The sequence below is a fragment of the Psychrobacillus sp. FSL K6-1267 genome (assembly GCF_038003265.1).
Classification (GTDB): domain Bacteria; phylum Bacillota; class Bacilli; order Bacillales_A; family Planococcaceae; genus Psychrobacillus; species Psychrobacillus faecigallinarum.
Map to the genome: position 1 here is coordinate 3,735,323 of NZ_JBBOOR010000001.1, position 12,273 is coordinate 3,747,595.

Annotated in this window: 11 protein-coding genes; 2 read left to right on the forward strand and 9 right to left on the reverse strand. The window is 37.4% G+C overall.

Annotated features, from left to right (window positions below; all coding sequences use genetic code 11):
- Positions 1-20: 20 nt before the first annotated feature.
- The 6 genes from MHB55_RS19155 to MHB55_RS19180 all read right to left on the reverse strand — a co-directional run bounded on the left by MHB55_RS19155 (position 21) and on the right by MHB55_RS19180 (position 7,212).
- Complete coding sequence (locus MHB55_RS19155; protein WP_340863840.1) at positions 21-1,763, reverse strand: ABC transporter ATP-binding protein; 1,743 nt, start codon at positions 1,761-1,763, stop codon at positions 21-23.
- Positions 1,760-2,239 carry a PadR family transcriptional regulator gene (locus tag MHB55_RS19160; protein WP_340863841.1) on the reverse strand — a complete coding sequence of 160 codons (480 nt, stop codon included), beginning with the start codon at positions 2,237-2,239 and terminating at the stop codon, positions 1,760-1,762. The genes MHB55_RS19155 and MHB55_RS19160 overlap by 4 nt, the downstream gene beginning before the upstream one ends.
- A 148-nt stretch (positions 2,240-2,387) precedes the next feature.
- Positions 2,388-3,914: an FAD-dependent oxidoreductase gene (locus MHB55_RS19165; RefSeq protein WP_340863842.1), complete on the reverse strand. Its 1,527-nt coding sequence runs from the start codon at positions 3,912-3,914 to the stop codon at positions 2,388-2,390.
- 311 nt (positions 3,915-4,225) lie between these two features.
- On the reverse strand, positions 4,226-5,623 hold the full coding sequence (locus tag MHB55_RS19170; protein WP_151112423.1) for an alanine/glycine:cation symporter family protein: 1,398 nt from the start codon (positions 5,621-5,623) through the stop codon (positions 4,226-4,228).
- 170 nt (positions 5,624-5,793) lie between these two features.
- Positions 5,794-6,723, reverse strand: a complete 930-nt coding sequence (locus MHB55_RS19175; RefSeq protein WP_144539498.1) for a manganese-dependent inorganic pyrophosphatase — start codon at positions 6,721-6,723, stop codon at positions 5,794-5,796.
- Positions 6,724-6,762: 39 nt separating this feature from the next.
- Positions 6,763-7,212 (reverse strand): Rrf2 family transcriptional regulator, encoded by a 450-nt coding sequence (locus MHB55_RS19180; RefSeq protein ID WP_144539496.1) that lies wholly within the window; start codon positions 7,210-7,212, stop codon positions 6,763-6,765.
- A gap of 207 nt (positions 7,213-7,419) precedes the next feature.
- On the opposite strand from MHB55_RS19180, the gene hmpA reads away from it, so the two are divergent.
- Both hmpA and MHB55_RS19190 read left to right on the forward strand, forming a co-directional pair.
- Entirely contained in the window at positions 7,420-8,607 is a 1,188-nt protein-coding gene (gene hmpA / locus MHB55_RS19185) for an NO-inducible flavohemoprotein (protein WP_340863843.1), read from the forward strand.
- 159 nt (positions 8,608-8,766) lie between these two features.
- Positions 8,767-9,561: a GNAT family N-acetyltransferase gene (locus MHB55_RS19190; RefSeq protein WP_340844955.1), complete on the forward strand. Its 795-nt coding sequence runs from the start codon at positions 8,767-8,769 to the stop codon at positions 9,559-9,561.
- 275 nt (positions 9,562-9,836) lie between these two features.
- On the opposite strand, the gene MHB55_RS19195 is transcribed toward MHB55_RS19190, so the two are convergent.
- The 3 genes from MHB55_RS19195 to MHB55_RS19205 are packed head-to-tail and all read right to left on the reverse strand — an operon-like array spanning position 9,837 to position 12,247.
- Positions 9,837-10,421 (reverse strand): DNA-3-methyladenine glycosylase, encoded by a 585-nt coding sequence (locus MHB55_RS19195; protein ID WP_340863844.1) that lies wholly within the window; start codon positions 10,419-10,421, stop codon positions 9,837-9,839.
- Position 10,422: 1 nt separating this feature from the next.
- Positions 10,423-11,694 carry an acetyl-CoA hydrolase/transferase family protein gene (locus tag MHB55_RS19200; RefSeq protein WP_144539489.1) on the reverse strand — a complete coding sequence of 424 codons (1,272 nt, stop codon included), beginning with the start codon at positions 11,692-11,694 and terminating at the stop codon, positions 10,423-10,425.
- The gene (locus MHB55_RS19205) at positions 11,672-12,247 is read right to left on the reverse strand and encodes a DNA topology modulation protein (protein ID WP_151112411.1); all 576 of its coding nucleotides are present in this window, start codon (positions 12,245-12,247) and stop codon (positions 11,672-11,674) included. The genes MHB55_RS19200 and MHB55_RS19205 overlap by 23 nt, the downstream gene beginning before the upstream one ends.
- Positions 12,248-12,273 lie beyond the last annotated feature (26 nt).

Sequence of the window (12,273 nt, forward strand, 5' to 3'; positions counted from 1 at the left end):
TTGGTGGTGGAGTAGATGCTTTATTCATCTGATAGAACCCCCTTCCCACTTTGTGTCTCATAAATATCTCTATACACCTGGCTCGTTTGAAGAAGCTCTTCATGCGTACCAGCTGCTTCAATCATTCCATCATCTATCACTAGTATTTGGTCGGCATCCATAATGGAAGATACCTTTGAAGAAATGATAAAAACTGTTGTTTCTCCATAGTGATCTCTTAACGTTTTTTGAATAGCAGCTTCCGATAATGCATCTACAGCTGAAGTTGAATCATCAAAAACAAGTATTTTAGGATGGCGGATGAATGCTCGAGCCATAGAAAGACGCTGTTTTTGCCCACCAGATAGATTGGTTGCACCCTGCATGAGTTCATGATTGAATCCTTTATCCAATCTCTCGATAAACTCATATGCTGCCGCTGAACGAGCAGCTAACTCCATTTCATCTGGATTTGCATTTTCTTTCCCATAGCTTAAATTTTCCTCAATCGTACCAGAGAACAAGGTTGCTTTTTGAGGAACAAAACCTATTAAAGTTCGCAATTCCTCCAGCGAGTAATCCTTTAAATCTTTTCCACTTATTCGAATGGTACCCGTGTCTGGATCATATAACCGGGATATAAGTTTTACTAATGTAGACTTACCACTTCCTGTTGAACCAATAATACCGATTGTATCTCCAGCGCCAGCATAGAAGGAAATGTTTTTTAAGACATACTCTCCATTTTTACTATAGCTAAAGTTAACTTGGTCAAATTCTACCGAACCCTTTATGTCGCTAGTATGTATTGGATTTAATGGTTCTTGAATATCTACTACCGTTTCTAACACTTGTTGAATACGATTAGCAGAAGTAAAGGAACGGGTGATTTGCATTAATACATGGCTACTAGATATAAGGCCATTCATAATAATGTTAAGGTAATTGATAAAAGCAAGTATGACCCCAACCTGCATAGTCCCTTCATCGACTTTTATAGCACCCATCCACATACCAAAAACGACCCCAACATTAACTACAAATAACATTACGGGCATAAGGGATAGAATGACTTGTTCCGCCGCCATGTTTCTTTTTGTTAAAGTGTCATTAACATCCTTAAAGGAATCCATTTCATAATTCTTCCGATTGAATGCCTTAATTACTCGAATTCCAGAGAAGGTCTCCTGCAGCTTAGTATTCACCTTATCCATAGCTTTTTGGACCTTTACGAAGAGCTTTCCAGTTTTAGAAGAAAAGAAATAAATGAATGCCATCAAAATAGGAATGGTTACAAGTAAGACCGGGAATAACTCTCTTGCTGTGACCCATACGATAATAACGGAGCCTATGAACAAAAGTGGGCCCCTTACAAATACGCGAAGTGTCATCATTAAAGCTTGTTGGACAGAAGTGACATCATTTGTCACAATCGTGATTAACTTTCCTGCCCTATATGTGTCAGTATTTCTGCTAGAAAACTGCTGTGTTTTTCGAAAAACATCTCTTCGAATATCTGCAGCAAAATTGACTGCAGCCTTAGAGCTATAAACCGTACACCCAGCTCCACCTATTAAACCTACAAATGCAGTGACGAGCATCAATAATCCCATCTGGATAACATAAGCATTGTCACTCTGTGCAATCCCGTTATCTATGATATGCTGCATAATTGTAGGTTGAAGTAAGTCCATTGCCACTTCTATACACATTAGGAGAGGGGCTAATATGGCAAAAAGAGTATATGGCTTTAAATATTGAAGTAGCTTTTGTAGAGACTTCATGTTTCCTCTCCTTTCTTTTGTATTTCTTTTTGTAATTGTTTTGTCGTATCTTGAATAAATTCAATAAGCCTGGAAGTACTATCTTTATCCTTCCTTGAGGCTTTAATCGCCTTTCTTAGTTCATTTTCCCATTGATCGATCACTTCTTTTAGTTGGGTTGCTTCCTCTGAATTTTGCCATTCCCATCTAGCCTTCCAGTCTTCCCAAAAATCACTCTTTTTTTTATTGGAATGTTCGGTTAGGCGAGTTCTGCCTCTGACCCCTAGAGAATATATCTTCTTACCTGTATCAGGTAGTAACTCAATCATTTCCTGCTCCATCAACTCCTGTAATGCAGGATAGACTGTTCCGGCACTTGCCGAATAAAAGCCACCAGAGCGATATTCTAATTCCTTCATTATTTGATATCCATGCTTCGGCTCTTCATCAAGCAAATGAAGGATAGCCAGCTGCACGAAACCTCTTCTCCTTTTCATATCATTCACACCCTTCATGTATATCGATAATTTTAATCGATATACTTTAGGAAGACAATAGGTGAAAGTTAAAAAGACAAAAAAAGCCGAGAAAGTATGGTTCCTCTTTCTCGACTTTTAAGCTAGTTTCCGACGCTCTTAGAAACAGCTAATTTAATTTTTCTAATGGTTCAAACGCAGGTCCCTCTAACACTTCACCCTTGTAATTAAAACGGGAACCATGACATGGACAATCCCACGAGCTTTCTGCATTGTTAAAAGCTACATCACATCCCATGTGTGTACATACAGGCTTTACTAAATACACTTTTCCATCCTGGTCCTTGTAGGCTCCTACCTTTTTCCCGTCTACTTTTACAATATCTCCTGTGCCTTCTTTTAAATCCTCTAGCTGAAGATCTACTTTTTCTGTCTTGCCTTTAACAAACTCCTTCGCTACACTAGCGTTGGCTTTTGTAAATTTAGTAATATCTTCTTTTTTCATTTTAGATCTTGTAGGTGAAAAAAATTCTGAGAACCCATTTTCTTTCGATAATACGTTATCTACCATAATTTTAGCGGCGACTATACTATTAGTCATTCCCCATTTGCGATATCCTGTTGCAACTAATACATTTGGCTTGCTTGAAGTCATTGCACCTATATATGGAACCTTGTCTAATGACTCCAAATCCTGTGCAGACCATCGATAATTGTACTGTTCAAAATTAAATTTTTCACGTCCGAAAGCTGCTAATGCCTCATAGTTCGCAGTGGTGTCTCCCTCATTTCTACCGGTTACGTGACCTTCACCTCCTAAAAGAATATATCTTCTACCGTCAGAACCAAGCGTAGAGCGTATCGATCTAGTTGGTTGTTCTACGTTAATGTACATCCCTTTTGGAAACTTTTTATCGGCAGGAGCAGCTACTACGTAGGATCTATTTGATTCTAAACGTGTAAAATACAAACCGTTTTCATCATTAAAAGGAAAGTGACTGCAAACGAGAATTTTTTTCGCCTTAATCTTGTGACCATCAACCGTTTCTACTACATTTTCTAAATTAAGGTCTTTGGCTCGTGTCTCCTCAAAAAAATGGACACCATTCTCGATAGAAAAGTCCACTAATGCCTTTGCAAACTTTACTGGATGAAATTGCCCTTGATTTTCTAGTTTGAGGGCTTCCTTTACTTCATAAGGAAGCTCTGTTTCTTTTGTTAATGAAGCAGGACCAATCCCTATCTTCTGATAGGCATCCATTTCTTTTCTTACAATTTCTACCCCTTTTTCGGTATCCGCATATATGTAAGCAGGTACTTTTTCATAATCACATTTAATATTTAAATCGGAAACAGTTTGTTCTATGAAATTAAGTGCCTCATTTTGTGCAGTATAATATAGTCGTGCTTTCTCAACATCAAAAGTATCAATAAGCTGTTGATAAACATGTCCATGCTGGGTTGTTACCTTAGCGGTAGTAAAACCTGTTGTACCATTTAAAATTTTACTTCCCTCAATAACAGCTACTGATTTTCCACTCTTGCTTAATAGATATGCTGCTGTTACTCCTGTTAAACCTGCTCCCACAATCAGCACATCAACTTCTATATTTTCATTTAGTTTTGGAAAAAACGGAAGATCATTGGTAGATAGCCAATAGGACTCTGAGTTCCCGGGTAAAATTGTTTTTGTCATCATTTTTCCTCCTTGTTACTAGTTTCTATCTATTCAGCAAACTTTATTCAACTAAAACGAATATAAAATGGAAAGAGATGTTTATTTAGTTGTTTTTTATACTGCTTGTAGGTCTTTTACGTTCTCATTTTGGTCAATGCTAGATAAAGGTAAAGGTACATTAATTCTCTTAAACTTTTTGTACCCGCACATACTAGAACAAAACGTGTCGTTAAGATAGTTGATAAGGAATGTAGAATGTTACTTGCTACTTCCCTAGCTTGTACGATACAAAAAAGCCTGCTTCCCTTAAGGAAAAGCAGACTTATTCTTTATCTATCTTCCTCTTCCCAGCATTCTGTGTTTTTCAGACCTGGAATTGTTTTTGCATAAAATGTTGGATCCTGTCCTTTTTTTCGTTGCCTTGTAAAGTCATCCAATACTTTAAAGGCTACTTTACCTAAAAGTATAATGACTACTATATTCATTGTGGCCATTAAACCCATAAATAAATCTGCTAGGGTCCAAACAAGCTGAACGTGTGCAAGGGAGCCGAACATTACCATTCCTAATACAAGAAAACGATAGGCAGTAAGCCAGCCCTTGCCAGCATTCATAAATTCTATATTAGTTTCTCCGTAGTAATAGTTCCCCATAACAGAGCTATAGGCAAAGAAAATAATTGCTATGGCCACAAAATAAGGAGCCCATTCACCTACATGTACTGCCAAGGAATTTTGAGTCAGGATGACACCGTCATCCTCCCCAGTACTATAGAGCCCAGCTAAAATGATAATAAATGCGGTTGCTGAACAGATAATAATGGTATCGAAGAATACCCCTAAACTTTGAACAAGCCCTTGTTTTGCCGGATGAGATACACTTGCTGTCGCTGCAGCATTTGGTACACTACCCATACCTGCTTCATTCGAAAATAATCCTCGTCTAACCCCTTGCATGATTGCAGCACCAATTGTTCCTCCTACTGCTTCCTCTAGGCCAAACGCATGTGTAATAATTAGTTTGAATACTGCTGGAATTTCTGAAATATTAGTAATAACTACAAAAAGTGTTATAGCCAAATAGAATACTGCCATTACAGGTACCACTATTTGGGTGACACTGACAATTCTATGTACTCCGCCAAAAATTATAATTGCTGTTAGTAACACTAATACTATCCCGATAATGTATGGAGGAATGTTAAATACATCCCCTACTGAAGCAGCTATTGTATTAGACTGCACTGCATTAAATATGAAGCCAAAACACAAGATTAATAGGATACTAAAAACTATTCCAAGTTTACGACTACCTAATGCCTTTTCAATATAATAAGCAGGACCACCTCGGAAGCTATCTCCATCCCTTACCTTATATACTTGCGCTAAAGTACTTTCTATAAAAGCCGTAGCCATTCCGATAATAGCTATGACCCACATCCAAAAAACAGCCCCAGGTCCTCCTATACCAATTGCTAAAGCTACCCCGGTAATATTACCAGTACCTACGCGGGATGCTGTGCTAATTGTAAATGCCTGAAAGGGAGAAACTCCACTTTTATCTTCTTTTTTTTCTGTGATTAAGCGAAACATCTCACCAAATAAACGAAATTGCACAAACCTCGTACTAATTGTAAAATACAACCCTGCTCCAATGAGCAAAGCAATCAATATATAAGTCCATAACACATTGTTTAATCCATCCACAATGGTTTCAATCCAACTCATATTTCTTACCTCCAATTTTTATACTCTATGGTATATACCCTATTCGAACTATAAATAACAATTATCCTTCGATTAATTTATTTTCTTCCTAAAATGATTTGTTACCTAGAAGAAAATAATTATAAAAAAAACTTCCTAGTAAATTTACTAGGAAGTTTTTATATTTTAATTTATTCAGCTAAAGCCTCTGTTAACGCTGGTACTACTTGCTTCTTACGAGATACCACGCCTTTTAAAAGCGCAACATTATTAACAAATGTTACATTAAATGCAGTCTCTGCTTTTAGCGCCATTTTACCTAAAGCTAAAGCAACAGAGTCGTTATTTAATATGTCTGTTACAACGAAGAAGAAGAGGTCTAATTCTTTTTCTTGAATTTCAAGGTTAATTAATTCCTCTAATTGTCCCTGACGTCCCATCACATCATTTACATCGACAGCGTTCACTTGAGCAATGATTACTTTATGCTCTCCCATACTAAATTCTTTTGCATCCAGGGAAAGTAGGTCTTCTAGGCTCTTATCGCTAAGGTCAGCCCCTGCTTTTAGCATAGCTAGTCCATACTCCTCAACGTTTACTCCTGCCATTTTTTCTAGCTCGCGTGCAGCTGTAATATCTTCTTCTGTGCATGTTGGTGATTTAAATAATAATGTGTCCGAAACGATAGCTGATAACATCAATCCTGCAATATTAGATGGAATATCGACACCTTTTTCTTTAAATATTTTATTGATTATCGTAGCTGTACACCCTACTGGCTCTGCACGATAATATAAAGGATCTGCCGTTTCAAAATTAGCAATACGATGATGATCAATAACCTCTGTAATTTGAACTTCTTCTATTCCAATAGCACTTTGCTGTTTTTCATTGTGATCTACTAGAATTACTTTTGTTGCTTCAGTTTCTACATTTTTTATCAATCGTGGAGCTTCAAACCCAAACTTTTCAAGCGCATATTTAGTTTCGTTATTTAATTCACCTAAACGAACTGCCTCTGCCTCTACCCCAATAGCATTCTTTAAATAAGCGTATACAATCGCAGAAGTAATTGTGTCTGTATCTGGATTTTGATGTCCAAAAACTAATACTTTTTCCATAAGTAATCCTCCTAAAAATCTATTTCCGAACTTATTTTATCATATATCTTGTCTATCATTAAAAAGTAAATTTGCTAATACATCCTTGTTATTGAGAAAGTCCGCTAATGTATATTCATCTAGTACCATTAGATACGCCTTGAGGGCTCTATTTAGTGCTCTACGTAACCCGCAAGCTGGAGTAATCACACACCGGTTTGCCTGACAGTCAAAGCATTCTACTAGATGGAAATCATCCTCCGTCTTCCTTACAACTTGTCCTATATTAATATCCTCTGGCCTCATAGCCAAACGGATACCTCCACCTCTGCCACGAATCGTTTCGATATATCCAAGTTTTCCTAAGTCATAGGTCACTTTCATTAAATGGTTTTTAGAAATACCATATGCTTCTGAAATATCTTTAATAGTTGAAAGTTCCCCTTTGTCTTTAGCTCCTAAATAGATCAATACTCTAAGGGAAAAGTCTGTATACATTGTCATTCTCATACTAACACCGCCATTCACTCCATTATACCTACTATGACAAACTCGTGAAAGAAATGTGACTGTTTATTTACAAAAAATAAAAGAAGTATTTTAGATATTGCTTTTAATTTTTAAGAGGAGTATGGTGAACTTATAAAAACAAAGCGCTAATATTTCAATTGATTAAACATTGATAGCGCTAAATACTAAAAGGATGTGCAAACGCATATGTTATCACAAAAAACTATTGATATAGTCAAATCTACCGTTCCAGTCCTAGAAGTTCACGGAGTAGCAATTACTACTACATTCTATCGAAATCTTTTTGAAGCCCATCCAGAGCTATTAAATATTTTCAACCACGCAAACCAAGAAAAAGGTCGCCAGCAAAATGCTCTAGCTAATACTGTTTATGCTGCAGCTGTTCACATTGATAACTTAGCTGCCATTATCCCAGTAGTTAAACAAATTGGGCAAAAGCATGTCAGCCTAGGGATTAAGCCTGAACACTATCCAATTGTCGGGCAATATTTATTGAAAGCGATTAAAGAAGTTTTAGGTGATGCGGCTACTGATGAAATTATTAACGCATGGGCTGAAGCATATGGAGTTATAGCTGATGCTTTTATAGGAATTGAAGAAGAAATGTACGTAGCGGCCGAAACTCAAGAAGGAGGCTGGAGATTTTTTAAAGACTTTATCATTATAGACAAAGTAAAGGAAAGCAATAACATTACATCATTCTATTTACAGCCTGCAGATGGGTCTGTCTTACCTTCATATGAGCCTGGTCAGTATATTACAGTTCGTGTAAATATCCCAGGTGAACAATATTTGTTAAATAGACAATATAGTTTGTCCCAAGCCGCTGACTTGAAATCATTCCGAATTTCAGTAAAAAAAGAAGATGAAAACAATCCCGAAGGTAAAGTATCAGTACATCTGCATCAAAATTTAAATATCGGAGATAAGGTAGAGGTAAGCGCTCCTGCTGGGGAGTTTACACTTAGTAAAGAAAGAAATACTCCAGTTACTTTCATCAGCGGAGGTGTTGGAATCACACCTATGATGAGTATGCTTGAAACAGTTGCCAAAAGTCAGCCAGAACGTGCAGTTTCCTTTATCTATAGTGCTCGTACGAAAAATTTACATCCCTTTGACCAAGATATTCGCTCTTTAATGGAATCTTTGGAAAATGGCACTTATAAAACTCTCTATTCAGAAGAAGGAGATGGATATATAACGAAAGAAATCATTCAAGAGTATGCGCATCTAGATGGAGATGTGTATGTATGTGGTCCTGTCGGTTTTATGGAAGCGATGATTAATCATTTACTCGATATTGGCTTAGCAAAAGATAATATTCACTATGAGTTCTTTGGACCTGCGCTAAATTTAAATTTAAAAGAAGTTTAATAAAACCAATATGAAAAGGTGCTACTCCCTAGTGAAGTAGCACCTTTTTTAGGTATTATTTTACCAATTAACATGCTTTTAGATATATGCTTAGTCAAAAAGGAGTGCTATAATTAGCCTATATTTATTTTAAAAATAGAAATGGGTGATAAATTTATAATGGTTAAACAATTTGAAAGTAAGTATATTCCCCTATCTAACTACTTTAAAAAGTGTATTAAAAAAGAATTTATTCTTACATATGAAGAAATTGAGGCTATCATCGGTCAAGCGCTACCAAATGCAGCTTACTTAAGTAGTAGTTGGTGGAAAAAAACAAAACCCCCTGCTTTACACTATTTTGCATGGATAGATAACGGATATTCTGTTAAGGACGTTGAGCTAGGAAAGTCGGTCATTTTTCATTCGAGCAAAGAGATAGAAGATGAAGAGGATGACAAAGAACAAGATATATTAGTTATTCGAGAAGCAGAGCTGGAAGATGCTCGACCATTCATCAATCTCCAGGAAGCTATTTTTTCTGAAACAGACTTCATGCTATATGGAGAATCTGACTTTCAAATGACCGTTCAGCAAATAAGAAAAAGGATGACCTCTTGGAAAACCTCGTCTAATTCTATTCTTTTTCTGGCCATTATGAATGGACAGATTGCAGGCTTTATATTACTTCAAGGTACGCATGCTCCACGAGCAAGACATCGCGCCTCCTTGGTAGTAGGAGTAAAAAAGCAATTTTCTAGAAAAGGTATTGCTACTTCTCTTATTAATAGGGCGTTTCTGTGGGCAAAGGAAGTAGGAGTTACTAAGCTGGAGCTCTCCGTTATCAAAGAGAATGCTATTGCCCACAAACTCTATCAAAAGGCAGGCTTTGAAAAGGAAGGAACAAGAAAAAACTCCTTACTGATTAACGGCCAATACGTAGATGAATACTATATGGGTAGAATAATAGAATAAGAAAAGCATGTCTCCTAGTGAGTGATCTCCGCTCTAGGCGGACGCGTTCCGCGGGGGAGCGATAAACCATCACCGTCGTTTGTGATGTCTTATCTGCCTCCCTTATCCCGCAGGAGTCGCCGCATTCCGCTACAATCAAATATGGAATGATAAAGTAATTTGGCTAAATTAACTTAATCTAAATTATATAGTCTGTCAGAGGTAAGGAAACTCTGAAAAAATTGTAACTAAAAAAGCCGACCACATTTGTGATCGGTCTTTTACTTACTCTTTTTTTAACGCATTTTCGATACATATGGGTTGTCAGTTTCCCAAAAGCGATAAGGATAATGTACTGCTTCTCCACTATTATCTATACCAATTCTTGGACCGGTAGAGATAGATATAGCCTTCTCTCCCTCTGTCATATACAAGGGCTTTTTGCTCCAATGATGCCCGTAATACTCCATTGTAATCGCCATTGCCTTCGTTAACTTTCCAGGGCCATTCGTCCATTGCTTCATCGGAAGATCACGCCGATTTTCCTTCATCTGTTCTAACCCTTCTACAGGCTCTACAGCGCGTATTAAAATCGCATGAGGGGTGCCTAACGGGGCTGCCACCACATTAATCAGCGTATGGGTATGCATTTGATAAGTATAAATATGGCCTGGCTCTCCGAACATTACTTCCGTTCGCTTAGTTCTACGATTACCGAAGCTATGAGCTGCTTGATCCTCTGCCCCCATATACGCTTCGGTTTCAACTATCTTACCAATCAGAAGACCACTTTCATGCTCATGAACTATATACTTTCCTATTAAATCCCTTGCCAATTCTAAAGTAGGTTGATGAAAAAAAGATGGCTCGATTGGCTTCATATTAGATAAACCCCATTTTTTTCGCTTCGAATGTTAGTTCTTCTCGGAATTTAGGGTGAGCAATTGCTATTAATTGCTCTGCTCGCTTAGAAATTGGCTGACCGAACATACTAGCTACACCGTATTCCGTTACAATCATATCGATATCGTTTTTAGAAGTCGTTACTATGGAGCCCGGTGACAGTGAAAGCTTAATACGAGAAATTTCATCATTCTTTGCGGTGGATGTCATACATACAAAGCCTTTTCCCTCTTTGGAAAACCTTACACCTCTTGCAAAATCAGCTTGTCCTCCAGAAGATGAATAATATTTGCCAGCTACAGTTTCAGAGGCACATTGCCCATAAAGGTCAACCTCGGTAGTTGCATTTATAGAGACAATTCGTTCCTCCTTAGCAATTTCCCTTGGATCGTTGACTACACTAACTGGTAGGAATTCTACCGAAGGATTGTTATCTAGGAAGTCGTATAGCTTCTTGGATCCATGAGCAAAGGTCGCCACTATTTTTCCTTTATTCGTGAACTTCTGTGTACCATCAATTGCACCAGCTTCCACTAAATCGACTATACCATCTACAAACATTTCTGTATGAATTCCTAAATGTCGATGATTTTTAAGTAAGCTGACAACTGCATTCGGTATAGAACCAATCCCGATTTGTAAGGTGTCCCCATTACTAATCATTTCTGTAACATACTCAGCAATTTTAATATCCTTTTCTACAATTGGCGGAGCTACATCTTCGAACAAAGGACGATCATTCTCTACATAACCAAGTATTTGACTAATGTGGATTTGATTTTGACCAAATGTTCGAGGCATATGCTTGTTAACCTCTAATATGAAAGGTACCGACCCAATAAATTCGCTCACTATATCCGCCTGGGTCCCGAGTGAAAAATAACCGAATTCGTCCATAGGAGATGCAACAGCCATTATCATGGAAAGATTAGTAGATGTTTTTAAAATCCTCGGCATCTCATGAAAGTTGTTTGGTACTAGGTCTACCAGGCCCTGATGAAAGTTCTTTCTTGTTGCTCCACTCAAAAAGTAGGAAACATGCTTTAACTTATCAGGAAAAGCCCCTTCCATATAGGGACGTTGCTTTAATGACAGTAGCTGATGCACCTTCACGTTTATTAAATCATTTGCATTCTCTTCTAATATATCTAAAAGTTTATGTGGTTCTCCGTTAGTTAAAGGCAGAATAATATCTGCATTTGGAGGAATAAACTCGATTATTTGCCTGTCACTTAATATTTTGTCTTTCATTAGTATGCACCCCTATTATATTTTCATTTGTTGTCCGAGCAGTGTCTAAAAAGGCCTTTACTTCCTTAGGGTTCCTTAAGATACATATGTCTCTTTGAGTGGACGCATCTTCTAAGACATTTAATATTGCAGGTCGCACTTTCTTAGGGAAGCTCCATACAAATCGGAGAAATTCCCAATCTAGCTTTTCATTGCATCCTAAAGCCATATCGTCTCTAGTCTTCCCTCGATGCATCCATACTCGCTTTAATACTCGATACGTACAGAGTGTTCGTTGGAAATCCAAAAATATGATTAAATCAGCATACTCTGTTCTCCACTCAAGCGTAGACTTAAAGTTCCCATCCATTATCCACTGTTCTTCTTCCAGCTTATCTTTTACTATTTCTATAAACTCATCTTTTGGAGTAGGAACCCACCCCTCGTTCCAATAAAGGGAATCTAAATGAATTAATGGCAAATTCCACTTTTTTGCTAACTGTTTAGAAAAAGTCGACTTACCCGCTCCACTAGAACCAATTATTAATACCTTTTTATGTCTAGATCGTTCCATTTATAATTCCCCTTTCCTGAGTCATA

Excerpts from the sequence above, each read along its gene's own strand:
- hmpA (WP_340863843.1), top strand. The coding sequence starts at position 7,420 with ATGTTATCACAAAAAACTATTGATATAGTCAAATCTACCGTTCCAGTC.
- MHB55_RS19160 (WP_340863841.1), bottom strand. The coding sequence starts at position 2,239 with ATGAAAAGGAGAAGAGGTTTCGTGCAGCTGGCTATCCTTCATTTGCTT.
- MHB55_RS19205 (WP_151112411.1), bottom strand. The coding sequence starts at position 12,247 with ATGGAACGATCTAGACATAAAAAGGTATTAATAATTGGTTCTAGTGGA.
- MHB55_RS19165 (WP_340863842.1), bottom strand. The coding sequence starts at position 3,914 with ATGACAAAAACAATTTTACCCGGGAACTCAGAGTCCTATTGGCTATCT.
- MHB55_RS19180 (WP_144539496.1), bottom strand. The coding sequence starts at position 7,212 with ATGAGAATGACAATGTATACAGACTTTTCCCTTAGAGTATTGATCTAT.
- MHB55_RS19155 (WP_340863840.1), bottom strand. The coding sequence starts at position 1,763 with ATGAAGTCTCTACAAAAGCTACTTCAATATTTAAAGCCATATACTCTT.
- MHB55_RS19190 (WP_340844955.1), top strand. The coding sequence starts at position 8,767 with ATGGTTAAACAATTTGAAAGTAAGTATATTCCCCTATCTAACTACTTT.
- MHB55_RS19200 (WP_144539489.1), bottom strand. The coding sequence starts at position 11,694 with ATGAAAGACAAAATATTAAGTGACAGGCAAATAATCGAGTTTATTCCT.
- MHB55_RS19175 (WP_144539498.1), bottom strand. The coding sequence starts at position 6,723 with ATGGAAAAAGTATTAGTTTTTGGACATCAAAATCCAGATACAGACACA.
- MHB55_RS19195 (WP_340863844.1), bottom strand. The coding sequence starts at position 10,421 with ATGAAGCCAATCGAGCCATCTTTTTTTCATCAACCTACTTTAGAATTG.
- MHB55_RS19170 (WP_151112423.1), bottom strand. The coding sequence starts at position 5,623 with ATGAGTTGGATTGAAACCATTGTGGATGGATTAAACAATGTGTTATGG.